This window comes from Bacteroides sp. L008 (genome assembly GCF_040812255.1).
GTDB classification, from domain to species: Bacteria; Bacteroidota; Bacteroidia; order Bacteroidales; family Bacteroidaceae; genus Bacteroides; species Bacteroides vicugnae.
This window is the reverse complement of the sequence record NZ_JBFNXO010000001.1, coordinates 1,668,818-1,685,449: the sequence shown is the minus strand read 5'-3', so window position 1 is coordinate 1,685,449 and position 16,632 is coordinate 1,668,818. Positions and strand designations below refer to the sequence as shown.

The window sequence follows — 16,632 nt, the reverse complement described above, 5'->3', positions numbered from 1 at the left end:
CAAAATTACCGGATGAAACAATTGTACCTACATATAATGAAGTATTTTCTGCCTGTACTGTTTATTTCGTACATGGCAGGAATCACTTTGTTTACTCACTCACATGTGGTAAACGGGGTTACGATTGTCCATTCGCATCCATTCAAGAAGGGGAGTGAGCATAGTCATACGACGGTTGAATTCCAGCTACTTCATTTCCTGAATCACATATTGGTGACAGATAGCGGACTATTACCCGCGTTTATTGTTGCCGTTTTCTCTTTCTTGTGTATTCTGCTTGCCCGTCCGCAAGGTATGCGGTATTGTCGTACTTGTCCGGGCGTAATATCTCTTAGGGCGCCTCCTGTCGCTTAGTCTATACTTTTCGGGAATGGCATTTATTATTAGTTAGGAACAACGATTTATGATTGTTGCTTCCCTTTCCCTCTATTATTTTTTTTGAATTAAAACATTAAAAGACTAACGACAATGAAGAAATATCTTTTAGTCCTGGTCGGCCTGTGTTGTGTTCTGTCACACGCATTGGCTGAACATCCGGACTACCCTGAACTGAAGAAATCCGATGCGAATATAATAGGTCATGTACTGGATAAAAAAACGAAAGAACATCTTCCGTACATCACCATTGCACTGAAAGGAACGACCATAGGAACGGTGACCGATGCTACCGGGCATTATTTTTTGAAGAATTTGCCGGAAGGAAATTTTATACTGGAAGTTAGTTCAGTAGGTTACAAGACAGTGACCCGCAACGTAACTCTGAAAAAAGGAAAGACACTGGAAGAAGATTTTGAAATAGAAGAGGATGCGATTGCTCTCGACGGAGTAGTGGTTTCCGCCAACCGGAGTGAAACGACACGCCGTATGGCTCCTACTTTAGTGAATGTCGTCGACCTGAAACTTTTTGAAACCACTAACTCTTCTACTTTATCACAAGGACTGAACTTCCAGCCCGGAGTGCGTGTGGAGACAAATTGCCAGAATTGTGGTTTCCAGCAAGTCCGCATCAATGGTCTGGACGGACCATATACGCAAATTCTGATCGATTCGCGTCCTGTATTCAGTGCCCTTTCCGGAGTGTATGGGCTGGAACAGATTCCTGCCAGTATGATTGAACGTGTAGAAGTGATGCGTGGGGGAGGCTCCGCCTTGTTCGGTTCTTCGGCTATTGCAGGAACAATTAATATAATCACTAAAGAGCCTTTACGCAATTCCGGTCAGCTATCGCACACCATTACTGCTTTGGGAGGAAGCTCCTCATTCGATAACAACACCTCGCTGAATGCCTCATTGGTGACGGACGATCATCGTGCCGGATTGTATATCTTTGGACAGAACCGCCACCGGTCAGGATATGATTATGACGGAGACGGATTTACCGAACTGCCCAAGTTGAAGAATCAGACAGTGGGTTTCCGCTCTTATCTGAAAACGAGTACTTACTCCAAACTGACCTTTGAATATCACCATATGCAGGAATTTCGTCGTGGAGGGGATATGTTGAACCGTCCTCCTCACGAAGCGCATATTGCAGAGCAGTTGCAACATTCTATTGATGGTGGAAGTTTGAAATTCGATTATTTCTCTCCGGATGAAAAGAACCGTCTAAGTGTCTTTGCATCGGCTGCCAATACAGACCGGGACAGTTATTACGGACCGGGCAACGATCCTCTGAAAGCCTATGGAAAGACGACGGATTTAACCGCTATGGGGGGCGCACAATACGTACATACGTTTGGCAAGTGCCTTTTTATGCCTTCTGATCTCACAGCAGGGCTTGAATATAACCGTGACCGCCTGAAAGATAACATGTGGGGATATGACCGTCACACGGATCAGACGGTGAATATTTACAGTGCTTTTCTGCAGAACGAATGGAAGAACGACCGTTGGGGAATTCTGATTGGCGGTCGTCTGGATAAGCATAATATGGTGGATAATGTGATCTTTAGTCCCCGTGCCAACTTGCGTTTTAATCCTACCCGGAATATTAACCTGCGTTTGAGCTATTCTTCCGGATTTCGTGCTCCGCAGGCTTTTGATGAGGATATGCATATTGAAAATGTGGGCGGAACAGTGGCTATGATCGAGCGTGCAAAGGATTTGAAAGAAGAGAAATCCCAAAGTTTCAGTGCTTCTGCAGATATGTATCATCGTTTCGGAGCATTCCAGACGAACTTGTTGATTGAGGGTTTTTATACAAGACTGACCGATGTTTTTGTATTGGGCGAACCTTACGACCGTGGTGATGGTATATTAGTGAAAACACGTAGCAATGGCCCCGGTGCTAAAGTGATGGGATTGACACTGGAAGGTAAAGTGGCTTATCTGTCTATCCTGCAAATACAAGCGGGATTGACTTTACAGCGTAGCCGATACGATGAACCACATAAGTGGCATGATGATGCACCGGCAGAAAAGAAGATTTTCCGTACTCCCGATACATACGGTTATTTTACTGCCACATATACTCCCGTCAAACCTTTGTCTATCGCCCTGTCAGGAACATATACCGGCAAAATGTTAGTGCAACGTATGGATATCACTGCCGAGAATGCCAAACTGGGTGAAATGCCTGAAAGAAAAGCGGAAGCAATCAGAACACCTCGTTTCTTTGATTTGGGAGTGAAACTGGCTTATGACTTCAAGCTATACAAAACAGTTGATTTGCAATTAAACGGCGGAGTTCAGAATATTTTCGAGTCTTATCAGAAGGACTTTGACAGAGGAGCTAACCGGGATTCCGGTTACATTTACGGTCCTTCTTTGCCGAGAAGTTTCTTTGCCGGGGTGAAGATTAGTTATTAACCGGTCATAAAAATAGTTTCCCGGCACGGTACTTTTAGTTTCATGCGTTGAAACTATTTGTTCCCCTATGGGAAACTGTAGTTTCCCCGTAGAGAAACCATAGTTCCCCCATAGGGGAAACAACAGTTCCCTTGCGGGGAAAACATTGTATTCTTTGGAGAAACTAAAGTTTCAAGCGGCTGAAACCAATGTATCGTATAGAGATTCATTCTTTTTCCTTATTGATCATTGATTGATCAGGCAGGGTGATAGGTGATAGATGTGGTGATAGGTTGCAAACAACCTGTCACCATCCCTGAAAGTACCATGAATAAAGGTTTTTAGAAGTGCTGGTGATAGGTGATAGAGGAAAGTGAAAAAATCTCTGTGTAGAGATGGATTAAACCATATCTTTATCGACCCCGAATTTTTCTCCTGTCTGGCATTTACCGGCGGGTTCCACATGTACCAGAATGTCATATACGTTATCTATCGAATTGATAATGCTTTTCTCCACCGAATCGGCAATCTCATGAGCTTGCGTGATCGTGATTTCCGGATTCACTTCTATATCAAGGGTAATCATATAGAGATTTCCTATCATTCGTGATCTGACGCGATGCGGATTACTGGCACCGGGCACTTTCTCTACAGCCTCGAATATCTTGTTGTATACATTGACATCTTTCACTCCGTCCATCAGTTCCACATTCGAATCAATGAAAATACTGATGGAAGATTTGATGATGAAGAGGCTGATTATCAATCCTGTTATTGAATCGAGTATCGGTAATTTGAAGATGAAAGTAAATATCAATCCTAATAAGACACCTGTTGAGATGACAACATCATTCCGCATATTGATGGCATTTGCAGTCAGCATGGAGCTGTCGATCTTCTTTCCCTGTTTGTACTGGTATGAAGCCAGTAAGAGTTTACCGATAATAGAAAATACAGTGACATAGATGGCGATAGCCGATGGTATTTCTTTCACTTCATCCGAAAAGATACTTTTAGTGGACGATAGCAGCATTTGTGCGCCGGCATAGAATATCACGAGTGATAGAATCTTTGTTGCGATCCCTTCCGCTTTCTCATAGCCGAATACATACTTCTTTGAAGGAGGGCGGTTGATGAGGCGTGCCGTAAAAATCATAACGATAGAGATAACAACATCGGTTGCCGAGTCGATACCGTCGCCGACTACGGCTAAACTACCGGCAAACAAACCGATGATGATTTTGGATGCGGACAGGATTGCATTGCCAATTGTACTGATCCATGAGGTTTTGATTAATATTTGTTCTCTTGACATTGAAGTGATTCTTTAGATTTGTTTGTAATGGGATTGGGCAGCAAAGATAAACATTAATAGGAGTTTGTGACATGAAGTCGCAAAAAAAACTTTTTCCGCCTTTTTAGTACTTTATGCCTTTTAGTTGTATTATATATAGATGGTCAATTAAAAACAGGACAAATCATTTATTAAATAGTTAACCGCATGTTCAAAAAATTAAGTAGTTCTTTACTCATTGTGTCAGTTTGTGTTTTTTCTTCTTGTACGTCTACCGTCAAGCAAGAAATTGCAATCTTGCCTACCCCCGTTAGTCTGACCGAGCAGTCGGGCTCGTTTGTTTTAAAAGATGGCATGAAAATCGGAGTTTCCGATCAGTCGTTGTTTCCCGCTGCCGGATACCTGCAGGAAATTCTTCGGAATGTCATATCGTCTTCTGTTGAAGTCACTACCGATAAGAGTCAGGTAGATATGTATTTTCAGTTGAAAGATACTATTGGAAAGCCCGGTTCTTATAAGCTTGAGTCTGCACCGGAGTATATTCGAGTAGAGGCAACTGACTATTCAGGCATTATTTCTGCTATTACTACTATTCGCCAGTTGCTTCCTGCAACGATAGAAGTGCAGGGAGAGAAACAGAATTATTCTATCCCTGTCGTGCAAATAGAAGATGCGCCACGGTTTGAATGGCGTGGGTTTATGTTGGACGCTTCCCGTCATTTCTGGGATAAGGAAGAAGTGAAGCATGTGTTAGACCTGATGTCTTTGTATAAACTTAATAAGTTCCATTGGCATCTGTCCGACGATCAAGGTTGGCGTATAGAAATCGAGAAATATCCGTTACTTACGGAAAAAGGGGCTTGGCGTAAATTCAATACGCAGGATCGTACCTGTATGGCACGTGCGAAAGAAGAAGATAATGCCGATTTCCTGATTCCGGAAGATAAGATACGTATTGTGGAAGGAGATACACTGTATGGAGGTTATTACACTCACGATGATATAAAAGAAATAGTAGCCTATGCTGCGCAAAGAGGAATTGATGTCATTCCTGAGATTGATATGCCGGGACATTTCCTGGCAGCTATCGGTCAATATCCGGAATTGGCGTGCGACGGATTAATCGGGTGGGGGGAGACATTCTCTTCTCCTATCTGTCCGGGCAAAGACGCAACACTGGAGTTCTGCCGGAATGTGTTCAAAGAAGTTTTTGAACTTTTCCCTTATGAATATGTGCACATGGGTGGTGATGAAGTGGAAAAAGCCAACTGGAAGAAATGTCCTCTTTGTCAGAAACGGATTCGTACGGAGAAACTGGGGTCGGTAGAAGAACTTCAGGCATGGTTTGTACGTGACATGGAGAAATTCTTCCTTGCCAACGGAAAGAAACTCATAGGTTGGGATGAAGTGGTATCCGACGGATTATCTTCCGATGCTGCTATTACCTGGTGGAGAAGTTGGGCGAAAGATGCATTGCCTACGGCAACTGCACAAAAGCAGAAAGTGATTGCTTGTCCGAATGAATATTTCTATTTCGATTATGCGCAGGATCAGAATTCAGTAAAGAAAATACTTGCGTATGATCCGTGTGCAGACGAGCGGTTATCGCCGGAACAGAAGAAATATATCTGGGGGGTGCAGGCGAATCTCTGGGCTGAATGGATTCCGACCATGAAGCGCATTGAATATTTGATTGTTCCCCGTATGATAGCATTGAGTGAGATAGCTTGGGCGGAGCCGGCAGCTAAACCGGGTCTCGAAGAGTTCTATCGTCAGCTTGTTCCGCAATTTAAGCGGATGGATGTGATGAGGGTAAATTATCGGGTGCCTGATTTGCAGGGATTCTATAAAGTGAATGCATTTATTGATGAAACAACTGTGGAATTGACTTGCCCGTTACCCGGTACTGAAATACGTTATACAACAGACGGTAGTATGCCTACCAAAGAATCAGCTCTTTATAACGGTGCTTTGGAAGTTGGGAAGACTACGGATTTCGCTTTCCGCACTTTCCGTCCGGATGGTTCTCCTTCGGATGTGGTGCGTACCAAGTATGTAAAGGCTCCTTATGCGGAGGCGGTGACTGCTCCGGCTGCTTTGCAGCCCGGCTTGAAAGCAGTATGGCACGATTTCCGTGGTAACCTTTGTGCGGATATGGATGCAGCTCCTGTCAAAGGGGAGTATGTGGTGGAATCGGTATCCATTCCCGAAGAGGTGAAAGGAAATATCGGTCTGGTATTGACCGGCTATCTGGAAGTTCCTGCCGATGGTATCTATACATTTGCCCTTCTCTCGGACGACGGTAGCACATTAATGCTTGACGGTGAATTGTTGGGAGATAATGATGGAGCACATTCGCCGGTAGAGATTATTGTGCAGAAGGCTTTGAAAGCCGGGCTTCATCCGATAGAGGTGCGTTACTTCGATTGTAACGGAGGCGTATTGCAGATGGAACTGGTAAATGAAAAAGGTGAAAAAGAAGTATTACCAAGTATGTGGCTGAAACATGAATAACTATTCTGTTGTTTCAATCATTACTTATTCGTTATAGTCTGAATAGTAAATTTCATTATTTTTAGGTATTGTCCGTCTTGCCGGCGAGCCGTACCTTTGCAGAAAATAATTGAAAACTTATGCGAATCAGTGAGAGACGAGTCGAGATTAATCATATATCAAAGGTGCACATGCACCGGATTGAATGGGATGAAGAGAGCTTATAGAAATATAAGCTCTCTTTTTTTTTGAACGATTTCGAATATTGTTCTTTTTTGAAAACAAGCGATAAGTTAAATGATTGTCGAACTTAATATAGATTGAACGTACGTTATGAGTACATTGAAAAAACTTCAGAACTACATGGGTAAACGGAAAGTGCTTTTGCCTGCGGCAATGCTGCTGTCTGCCCTAAGTGCCCTGGCGGGCATGTTGCCTTATATCCTTATTGGGCTGATTGTGAGAGAACTGCTTGAACACGGAGAGATAACCTCTTCCGGTAATGTGGTGACGTATGCCTGGTGGGCGGCAGGCATGGCCGTGGCGAGCATCGTCCTTTATTTTGCCGCATTGATGTCTTCGCATCTTGCAGCTTTTCGGGTTGAATCGAATTTGCGCAAAGAAGCCATGCGCCAGATAGTGCGTATGCCTCTCGGCTTCTTTGACATTAATACGAGCGGACGTATTCGCAAGATTATAGATGACAATGCAGGGATTACCCATAGTTTTCTGGCACATCAGTTGCCTGATCTTGCGGCTACTTTTCTAGTGCCGTTGGTAGCTGCCATACTGATTTTTGTGTTCGATTGGATACTCGGTCTGGCATGTATCGTCCCTGTAATTATTGCCATGCTGGTTATGGGTTTTATGATGAATGCGGAGGGACGGCAGTTTATGAAAAGCTATATGACCTCTCTGGAGGAAATGAATACCGAAGCTGTAGAGTATGTGAGAGGAATTCCCGTAGTGAAGGTTTTCCAGCAGACTATTTACTCTTTCAAAAACTTTCACCGCTGTATCATGAATTATAATAAAATGGTATTCGGCTATACACGAATGTGGGAGAAGCCGATGTCGCTCTATACCGTAATAATCAATGGTTTTGTGTTTTTCCTTGCTCCGTTGGCTATTTTGCTGATTGGTTATTCAGGTAATTATGCATCGGTATTACTTAATTTCTTCCTGTTTGTTCTCATTACTCCTGTATTCTCCCAAAGTATCATGAAGAGTATGTATCTCAATCAGGCTTTGGGGCAGGCGAGTGAAGCTATCGGACGTCTTGAGAATCTGGTTGCTTATGAGCACCTGACTGTTGTAGAGCATCCACAACCGGTAAAGGAATTCAGTATTCAGTTCGAAAAAGTTTCCTTCAGCTATCCGGGAGCTAATCAAAAGGCGGTGGATGATGTTAGTTTCACTATTCCGCAAGGAAACACAGTAGCTCTTGTCGGAGCTTCGGGCGGAGGGAAAACAACGATTGCCCGTCTAGTTCCCCGTTTCTGGGAGGCAACGGAAGGGAAAGTTTTAATAGGTGGCATCAATGTAAGAGAAATCGCTCCCGAAGAACTGATGAAATATATTTCTTTCGTGTTCCAGAATACAAAGCTGTTCAAGACTTCTCTGCTCGAAAATATCAAATATGGTAATCCCGACGCGACAATGGAGGAAGTGGAACGGGCAGTAGATATGGCACAATGCCGGGAAATTATCAATAAACTTCCGCTCGGACTGAATACGAAGATTGGTACGGAGGGAACATATCTCTCCGGCGGGGAACAGCAACGGATCGTACTGGCACGTGCAATCCTGAAAAATGCTCCCATCATTGTACTGGATGAGGCGACTGCTTTTGCCGACCCCGAAAATGAGCATCTCATCCAGCAAGCCTTGAAAGAACTGACAAAAGGAAAAACCGTATTGATGATTGCTCATCGTCTTTCAAGCATCACTGATGCCGACAATATCCTCGTCATTGACAAGGGGAAGATTGCGGAACAAGGTACACATGCCAACCTGCTTGGAAAACAAGGCATCTATTATCGTATGTGGAATGAATACCAGCAATCCGTTCGCTGGACAATAGGAAAGGAGGTTTCTAATGATTGAAGTAATAAAAAGACGTTTTGCCCTTTCAACTAAAGGAGCGAAAGATTTCTGTAAAGGTGTGTTTTTCACTACACTGCTCGATATCGTATTGATGTTGCCGGCGGTATTTGTTTTTCTCTTTCTTGAGGAATATCTTCGTCCTGTGTTTCAGCCTTCGGCTTCGGTGACGCATGGTATTCTCTATTATAGCATACTCGGTATTGTCTTTATGATAGTCATGTATATATTTGCGGTATTGCAATATCGTAGTACCTATACCACCGTTTATGATGAGAGTGCAAACCGGCGTATCTCATTGGCGGAAAAACTTCGCAAGTTGCCTCTGGCTTTCTTTGGCGAAAAGAATCTTTCCGACCTCACCGCCACGATTATGGATGACTGCACTGATCTCGAGCATACTTTCTCGCATGCAGTTCCCCAGTTGTTTGCTTCCATTATCAGTATTCTGCTTATTACCGTCGGTATGGCATTTTATAACTGGCAGTTGACGATTGCTTTGTTCTGGGTAGTGCCGCTTGCCGCCGCAATCCTTCTTTTCTCGAAGAAGGAAATACAGAAAAGCAATGAAAGTAATTATCTGAACAAGCGGATGGTGACCGAACATATCCAGGAAGGACTCGATACCATTCAGGAGATAAAATCCTACAATCAGGAGAGAGACTATCTGGAAAAACTGGATGCGAGCATTGATACCTATGAAAAGGTATTGACTCGTAATGAACTGGTGCTCGGCATGTTGGTAAACGGTTCCCAAAGTGTATTGAAACTCGGACTGGCAAGCGTTATTATCGTTGGTGCCAATCTCTTGGCTTCGGGTACGGTTGATTTGTTTACCTATCTTATATTTATGGTTATCGGGTCGCGTGTGTATGCTCCGGTCAGTGAGGTGATGAATAATATTGCCGCTTTGTTCTATTTGGATGTGCGTATCAATAGAATGAATGAGATGGAAGCATTGCCGGTACAAAACGGGACTACCGAATTCACTCCTCAAGGTTATGATATCGAATTCAGACAGGTAGACTTTGCTTATGAGCAGGGAAAACAAATTCTGAATAACTTGTCTTTTATTGCCCGGCAAGGTGAAAAAACGGCTTTGGTTGGTCCTTCGGGTAGTGGCAAGAGTACGGCGGCCAGGTTGGCGGCACGTTTCTGGGATATCCAGTCGGGAAAGATTACCCTCGGCGGGCAGGATATCAGTCGGATTGATCCTGAAACTTTGTTGAAAAACTATTCCGTTGTCTTTCAGGATGTAGTTCTTTTCAATGCTTCCATTATGGATAATATCCGTATTGGCAAACGGGATGCTACGGATGAGGAAGTCCGGAGAGTTGCCCGCTTGGCACAATGTGATGAGTTTGTCACTAAAATGCCGCAGGGATACCAGACGATTATCGGTGAGAATGGAGAAACATTATCCGGCGGTGAGCGTCAGCGTATTTCCATTGCCCGCGCTTTGTTGAAGGATGCTCCGATTGTTCTGTTGGATGAGGCTACGGCTTCGCTTGATGTTGAGAATGAAACCAAGATACAGGCAGGTATATCTGAATTGGTACGTAACAAAACGGTGCTGATTATTGCGCACCGTATGCGAACCGTTGCCAATGCCGACAAAATTGTAGTATTGGAGAATGGAAGTGTTGCTGAAATGGGAACACCGGAGGAATTGAAAAAGAAAAATGGTATATTTGCCCGGATGGTGAACAGACAGGTTACAAATATGAATTGATAAATAGCAGCGATACTATGCAATTTTTGAAAGGAGATATACAAGAGGGAATCTTGAAGGCAGCCGAAGAAGTGTTTCTGGAAAAGGGATACAAGGATGCCTCTATGCGTGAAATAGCTTCGAGGGCAGGGGTGACGGTGAGTAATATCTATCATTATTTCACCAATAAGGATGAGATATTCCGTACGATTCTGAAACCGGTATTGAATGATCTGTATGCTATGATTTATAATCACGATGCAGATCAGATGACGATAGACGTCTTTATGGATTCGGATTATCAGAAAATGTCTGTACGGGAATATATCAGATTGGTCTCTGAACATCGTGACCGTTTGCGGTTGCTGCTTTTTCAGGCACAAGGTTCTGTTTTGGAGAACTTCCGTTCTGAATATACAGATTTGATGACGCGTACGATTTCTGTTTTTTTTCAAGGGATGAAACAGAAATATCCGCATATCAATATAGCAATAACTAACTTCTTTATTCACCTGAATACGGTATGGTTGTTTGCCCTGCTCGAAGAGCTGGTGTTGCATCCTGTGAAGAAAGAAGAGATGGAGAAGTTTATAGCGGAGTATATCGCTTTTGAAACGGCTGGTTGGAAAGAGCTCATGAATGCATGAGCTCTTTCACTTTATTCTCTTACTGATATAAAAAAACGTCCGGCTTTCACAAGCCGGACGTCCTTGCCTCTTTTAGAATATGTCATCTATTCATATTCCAAAATGAATACATTATATGGTTTTTTCAACTTAACAACCAAATAAAAGAAATGCGGGTGAATCACTTCGGCCGATTTCTATGTATTTTTAATGTGGCTACGTAATATAATTATGACTAATTAATTTAATTCTGATACTGCAAAGATAGGGGCTTTCCGCTTTTCCCGCAATCCCCTAAAATGGGTATTCTTCTATCAATTACTAGCTATATATAGTGGTTCAGGCGTTTGCATAACTATGCATCCCCCCAAGAACATAATTCACCCCGAAATAGGTCATTAAGACAGTCAGGAAAGCAAGAATCATATAGATATGGAAGAATAGAGGCTTGCGGAAAATGCGCAGGCTTTGTGAATGGAAGGCTACTCCATATACCAGAAAAGTAATCAGTGCCCATACTTCTTTCGGGTCCCACGCCCAGTATCGTCCCCAGGAAACGTTTGCCCAAACTGCTCCCAGAAAGATGCCTGCTCCTAAAAAGAAGGTGGCAGGGTAGAGCAGCAAACGGCTGACTAGCGTCAACTGTTCTATCCGGTTGTCTTGTATAGCGTCGTTTCCGGAGACATTGTTTTCCGATTCTTTTTTCCGGAGGCATAATGCCAGTATTCCGTTTAGCATGATGAATGCCAATAGGGCATAAGACATCATAATCAATGAAACATGAATACTTAGCCACGGAGAGACGAGCACCGGCATTAATGGGGTTATCTGGGGATTCATTTGTCCCAGATAGGAAACCAACAAAGCAAAGCCGGAGAGGAGGAATCCGAATGGAAGTATAAATGAGAATCTTCGATGGAGCAGACAGGCTATCAAAAGAATACAAAGAGCCATAAACTGCATGGTTTCGTAACCGTTGCTAAGTGGAATACGACCGCCAATGTACCAGCGCAGGCAATATCCTGCTAAATGGAATATGAAAGCAAGATAGAGTGCAACGGAAAAGAAAGTTCCTGCCATGCGGGAAATCGTTTTGGCTTTGGGCGAGAGGGTATTTCTTTGCAGGCTGTTATGAAGTAGAAGTAGGAAAGACAACATTCCCAATGACAGGTTAATCATAAAAAGAATCTTGCTGAACGGAATCCGGTTGTAGAGTAATTCTGCTTTTACTTCCATTTCGGAGAGAGGTTGCACGCTGCCATCAGTAGGTAATGGATGGATGAATGTTCCTTTTTCCAACATCAGGATCAGGCCTACTTTTTCATCTGTTTCCTGGATCGCTTTGGCGAGTTTGCTGTCTTTTCCCTGTTCTTGTTGCCAAGTTTTCTGAAGACGGTAGACCGGACCGTCAAACAAATCGGTCAAGCGTGCATAAGAGGTTTTCAAACCGAGTAAATGGTGTAGTTCGGGACTTTTTATATATATCATTGGTTCATTTTTCCATGATTCCGGGTAAAGAATCCAGCCACTTATTACTTGTTCGGGAGTGAATCCTTTATAGTAGGTTTTTCCTGTCAGTTTCTTGACAAAGTCTCTTGCCAGTGTATTGAACGGCACTACACGGTCATGGTAGATAACCTGTTGTTGTGCCAGACTGTCTGCCTGTATTTTGTTTAATACGCGAAGAGGCGTTTCCTGCGCTTGCGTTGTTTCTGTCAGGTAGAAAAGGAATAGAATGAATAATCCTCCTTTTTTCAATAAGGGATGATTTAATAACTGACGAAACTCCCCCCGGCGATAGAAAAGTAGTAAAATCATGGAGATGCCCAGTAGGATGTATCCGCTATAGGCTACTCTGGTACCCCATGGATCATAGTTTACTGTTAGCCAACTTCCTTCACCATCTTCATCAAATGATGACTGGTAAAAGCGGAATCCTTGCATGGCAAATATACGGTTCATTGAGATGCGTTCGTTATGCAAAGAATCTTTCTGGCCGGGAAGTGAGTAGTTGATATAACTGACGTAATCAGCAGGAGCTTCTGTACCCGGATAATACTCTATCCGGAAACTGTCCAGTTTCATTGTAAATGGCAGGTCTGTCTTTTTGTCGCTTTGTGGTGACTGGAAGCTGCTTTTTACTGTATTCAGACGTAAATGCATATATCCTTGTTCACTATAGATAAACGTAATCATGGCCCCCACCAAGATAACGAGGAGGGAGCCATGAAACAGCAAAACAGGGAGCCGGTGCCATAGGGAACGTCGGATGAGGGTAACAAACCCTATTACGGCAATTACTCCCCACAAACAACAAAACCAGATTGTGTGATATATATTTCTTTCTACAAACTCTGTCCCGTATGCTTGCTCTATGAAAGTGGTTGCAGCAAGTAATCCTATCAGACAGATATATAAAATGATAAGTAATCTTTTCAACGGTATATCTTTTAAATGCTATTAATAGGGAGCATATTCCTTATTCTCACAGGTTTTTACTCCCATACATTCCATCTCGATCAACCATCCCGGTCGGCATACCGGTGCATGTACAAATACTTTGGGTGTACAAGGAAAACGTTTGTCGTACATTTCTTTGACGATGGTATAATCTGCAATGTCACGCAGATAAACAATCATTTGCCCCATATCGTCAAATGTACATTCTGCTTCTTTTAGTAGGGCTTCCACATTCTCCCACATCCGTTCTGTTTGTTTACGGATATCTCCCGGACATACCACCTCGCCTTTATTATTAATACTTGCTGTGCCCGAGATGAATACTTGGCGACGATCTCCATAATCTACATACGTTCCACGTTCGAAACTGACGCCGTATTCATAAGTGGGATTCAGGTGTGTCGGCGCATAAAGGAAATGAATCTGTTCGGGTTTGATTCCGTCTACGGCATACGTGTCCATTTGTACAAGAACTTTGGGGTCAGCATGACGTCCGCCGATACCTGTACTGGAAATGTAGTGTGTCTTTTCCGTCAGGTTTTGAGTAACGAATACTTCGTTACGTGCCTTTACTACTCCGGGATAATTCACATCCACATTCTGTACGAAAAACCAGGTACGGATACAGTTGGCGGCTAGTTTGCAACCTTGTTCAATAAGCTGCATGACATAGTCATTTAATAGTAGCCGGGTCTGGTATTCCGAGTTGGCAGCCCGATTGAAAGAGCAACCACCCCAAAGATGTCGGTAGGGGCCATGTTTAACCTCAAAGAGACCATTATGCAGCATTTGTGTTTGCACCTTCGTTTGGAGGTAAATCCATACTGCTACTTTGGTTCCGTTCAACGGTGGCTGTTCGACGATAGAAAGTGCGCAATCCGAACTTTCAGTTGTAAGTGCCAATAAGGTGTCTGCCTGATTGGAAGCGTCGCTCAAGAAATATCGTTTAAAAATGGCGACGGTACCTTGCAACTCTTTTTCCCGTAATTGGTAATATGTATCTATAATGGCGTTTAATTGTTCCTCGTAAGCATCTTTCGGCTGGGTTGCGTGAATCATTAAATGATATTCGGAAACGCCGTCTGCTACTTCGTATTTAAATATTTCAGTTAAAGTTTTTTCTGATCTTAAGGGTGGTTGTTTTCTGCTGTTCATATCAAAGTTTCTGTTACAAGTTAATTGTTTTCGGCTCCTGCTTTTATCCAAGTACGGATTAGAGCACGGACTTCACGTTGTTCAGATCCATTGAATATATCAATATGATTATCGTGCTCTAATACATCTAATAGATAGCTGTTGTTTAAATCTCCGGGAGTTACATAATTCTTTCCCTCGTCGGAATGGGGAGCTTTTACATTAATCAGTGAATTGTATGCTTTGGCTGCTGTCAGATCCAAGTCTCCGGCCGTTGTTGTACTTCCTCCATGACACATCACACATTTTGCATTGAAAACTTGTGTCTGGATGCGGCTGAACGAGGCCACTTCGATTGTTGTCTCCGGTAAAGTCAACGATTCTTCCGATGCATTAACGGGGAATGACTGATAGGCATGTACCAAAGACATACCGGACGTAACAACTGCTACGGCAATACTATGCGTGTTTTCGGTTAAGTTGTTTAATGTCACAGTCACGGCTTCCGCTTCGCTGGATGGTTCCAGAATACGCTTTACCAATATGGGAGTAACTCCGTCCTCACCTAAGGAGATTAATGACATACTATTTTTTTGCGGCCAGGCATCCAGATGGGTGAAATGAAGGGTAACAGTAGCCGTACGTCCACTGTCAATCGTGTCGTCCGGATATATTTTACCTTCATCACAAGCTGAACACAAGCTTAGGCAGGTACAGGTTATAAATAAATATTTTAGTCTTTTATTCATAGACAGATTCCTCCTTCTGTACTTTAGAAAGTGAATTGTAACATGGCGGTAACGCTATGGCGTGATAGTCCTATTCCATCGTTGTCACGGTCAGTCTGTGTATCATGTCCGGTTCTGCCCAGATATTGGTACATCATTTGAAGTTTTAGATTAGAACCGACAAAGTAGTAATTAGCTCCAATGGCGGGCATATTCAACAAACCGCCTTCGTCTGTTCCGTTGCGATCAAATAGATCATAACGGAGAGCTGCTTGTAACTTAGGAGTTACAAAATAACCGGCTTGTGCGTAAGCTCCCCAATAATTCTGATCTTTGTCTTTATGCATGATTTCTGTAAAATGCATATTCATGAAATAACCTTCGGCTGCAAAATAGAAGCGGTTCTTTACCATCGCAAACTCTGCACCTATGCGCCAATCGCTACTACTGTGATCTTCTGCTTCGGCATTATAAGAGGTAGAAACACCGAATTGCATTTTATCTTCTTTCAGATTGTTCGGATTACCTTGTGTGGACGGCATTTCTCCTTTGGGCATATATACCAGACGACCGGAGTAAAGCAGTTGAGGCAACCATTTATGATCATCGCACATTCCTTTAGTTGCCGAATTGACATCGATTCCTGTACCATTGAAAATCCCTAACTGATAATTCCATTTTCCATTAATCAGACCATGTATCTGTACTCCTAAATCGAATCCGGTAGCCATGCTTGGTTTTACAGCGTTGATATCGTAGGGCATCAATATACCGCCTGCCACAGAGGTGGGTAATACAGGAAATAATGTTTCGCCCAGTGTGGTCAGGTAAGCATGCATGAACGGGGTTTTAAACTTTCCGACACGAATACGGAATGATTCTTTGAGGGCTACATCAAACCAGGCTTGTTGCAGTAGGGCAGCACCACTTTTTGCCGCATTTAGTGATAAGTTGAATGTGACTTTTCCAAATGCTTTGCCTGTAAATCCAAGGATGGCATTAGGAATAGCAAAACCACTGTTTGCCCAGTTGCGTGCATAGAGGCTTTCCAAACCTTGATCGTCGTATCGGTTGAAAGACAGGCTGGTTTGAACTAATGCATAGGGTTTGAATAGAAAATCACCGGCTTTGGTAGAAAAAGAAAAACCTTTCTTTCCCGCCAGTGAAACAACGTCATTCTCTACATATTTATCATCGATTTCTTTTGTATTTGAATCTTGAGCATAAGAGTGGCTGCACATAAATGCAGTGAGCGCAAGTACTAGAAATTTTTTTTTCATTGTTGTTGCTGATTAT

The 16,632-nt window shown here is 43.0% G+C and carries 11 protein-coding genes; 6 read left to right on the top strand and 5 right to left on the bottom strand.

Annotated elements, in window-relative coordinates; genetic code table 11:
* Window positions 1-12: 12 nt before the first annotated feature.
* Both AB3G73_RS06845 and AB3G73_RS06840 read left to right on the top strand, forming a co-directional pair.
* Window positions 13-354, top strand: a complete 342-nt coding sequence (locus tag AB3G73_RS06845; protein WP_148367632.1) for a hypothetical protein — start codon at window positions 13-15, stop codon at window positions 352-354.
* A 114-nt stretch (window positions 355-468) separates the two neighbouring features.
* Window positions 469-2,808: a TonB-dependent receptor gene (locus tag AB3G73_RS06840; protein WP_367743953.1), complete on the top strand. Its 2,340-nt coding sequence runs from the start codon at window positions 469-471 to the stop codon at window positions 2,806-2,808.
* A 379-nt stretch (window positions 2,809-3,187) separates the two neighbouring features.
* On the opposite strand, the gene AB3G73_RS06835 is transcribed toward AB3G73_RS06840, so the two are convergent.
* Complete coding sequence (locus AB3G73_RS06835) at window positions 3,188-4,102, bottom strand: cation diffusion facilitator family transporter (protein ID WP_148367634.1); 915 nt, start codon at window positions 4,100-4,102, stop codon at window positions 3,188-3,190.
* A 186-nt stretch (window positions 4,103-4,288) separates the two neighbouring features.
* On the opposite strand from AB3G73_RS06835, the gene AB3G73_RS06830 reads away from it, so the two are divergent.
* The 4 genes from AB3G73_RS06830 to AB3G73_RS06815 all read left to right on the top strand — a co-directional run bounded on the left by AB3G73_RS06830 (window position 4,289) and on the right by AB3G73_RS06815 (window position 11,035).
* A complete protein-coding gene (locus AB3G73_RS06830; protein ID WP_320974785.1) occupies window positions 4,289-6,595 on the top strand; it encodes a family 20 glycosylhydrolase in 2,307 nt (768 codons plus the stop codon).
* 312 nt (window positions 6,596-6,907) lie between these two features.
* Window positions 6,908-8,680: an ABC transporter ATP-binding protein gene (locus AB3G73_RS06825; protein WP_367743942.1), complete on the top strand. Its 1,773-nt coding sequence runs from the start codon at window positions 6,908-6,910 to the stop codon at window positions 8,678-8,680.
* Window positions 8,673-10,409, top strand: a complete 1,737-nt coding sequence (locus AB3G73_RS06820) for an ABC transporter ATP-binding protein (protein WP_004300132.1) — start codon at window positions 8,673-8,675, stop codon at window positions 10,407-10,409. Before AB3G73_RS06825 ends, AB3G73_RS06820 begins: the two co-directional genes overlap by 8 nt.
* A 17-nt stretch (window positions 10,410-10,426) precedes the next feature.
* On the top strand, window positions 10,427-11,035 hold the full coding sequence (locus AB3G73_RS06815; RefSeq protein ID WP_004300131.1) for a TetR/AcrR family transcriptional regulator: 609 nt from the start codon (window positions 10,427-10,429) through the stop codon (window positions 11,033-11,035).
* 318 nt (window positions 11,036-11,353) lie between these two features.
* On the opposite strand, the gene ccsA is transcribed toward AB3G73_RS06815, so the two are convergent.
* Genes ccsA through AB3G73_RS06795 form a run of 4 tightly spaced genes read right to left on the bottom strand, consistent with a single transcriptional unit; the run spans window position 11,354 to window position 16,616 of the window.
* Window positions 11,354-13,453, bottom strand: a complete 2,100-nt coding sequence (gene ccsA / locus AB3G73_RS06810; RefSeq protein WP_367743928.1) for a cytochrome c biogenesis protein CcsA — start codon at window positions 13,451-13,453, stop codon at window positions 11,354-11,356.
* A 21-nt stretch (window positions 13,454-13,474) separates the two neighbouring features.
* Window positions 13,475-14,629, bottom strand: a complete 1,155-nt coding sequence (locus tag AB3G73_RS06805; RefSeq protein WP_234133664.1) for a Rid family hydrolase — start codon at window positions 14,627-14,629, stop codon at window positions 13,475-13,477.
* A 20-nt stretch (window positions 14,630-14,649) separates the two neighbouring features.
* A complete protein-coding gene (locus tag AB3G73_RS06800; protein WP_258981057.1) occupies window positions 14,650-15,357 on the bottom strand; it encodes a hypothetical protein in 708 nt (235 codons plus the stop codon).
* Between the two features lie 23 nt (window positions 15,358-15,380).
* Window positions 15,381-16,616: a porin gene (locus AB3G73_RS06795; RefSeq protein WP_148367641.1), complete on the bottom strand. Its 1,236-nt coding sequence runs from the start codon at window positions 16,614-16,616 to the stop codon at window positions 15,381-15,383.
* Between the last annotated feature and the right edge of the window lie 16 nt (window positions 16,617-16,632).

Excerpts from the sequence above, each read along its gene's own strand:
- AB3G73_RS06845 (WP_148367632.1), top strand. The coding sequence starts at position 13 with ATGAAACAATTGTACCTACATATAATGAAGTATTTTCTGCCTGTACTG.
- AB3G73_RS06840 (WP_367743953.1), top strand. The coding sequence starts at position 469 with ATGAAGAAATATCTTTTAGTCCTGGTCGGCCTGTGTTGTGTTCTGTCA.
- AB3G73_RS06835 (WP_148367634.1), bottom strand. The coding sequence starts at position 4,102 with ATGTCAAGAGAACAAATATTAATCAAAACCTCATGGATCAGTACAATT.
- AB3G73_RS06830 (WP_320974785.1), top strand. The coding sequence starts at position 4,289 with ATGTTCAAAAAATTAAGTAGTTCTTTACTCATTGTGTCAGTTTGTGTT.
- AB3G73_RS06825 (WP_367743942.1), top strand. The coding sequence starts at position 6,908 with ATGAGTACATTGAAAAAACTTCAGAACTACATGGGTAAACGGAAAGTG.
- AB3G73_RS06820 (WP_004300132.1), top strand. The coding sequence starts at position 8,673 with ATGATTGAAGTAATAAAAAGACGTTTTGCCCTTTCAACTAAAGGAGCG.
- AB3G73_RS06815 (WP_004300131.1), top strand. The coding sequence starts at position 10,427 with ATGCAATTTTTGAAAGGAGATATACAAGAGGGAATCTTGAAGGCAGCC.
- AB3G73_RS06805 (WP_234133664.1), bottom strand. The coding sequence starts at position 14,629 with ATGAACAGCAGAAAACAACCACCCTTAAGATCAGAAAAAACTTTAACT.
- AB3G73_RS06800 (WP_258981057.1), bottom strand. The coding sequence starts at position 15,357 with ATGAATAAAAGACTAAAATATTTATTTATAACCTGTACCTGCCTAAGC.
- AB3G73_RS06795 (WP_148367641.1), bottom strand. The coding sequence starts at position 16,616 with ATGAAAAAAAAATTTCTAGTACTTGCGCTCACTGCATTTATGTGCAGC.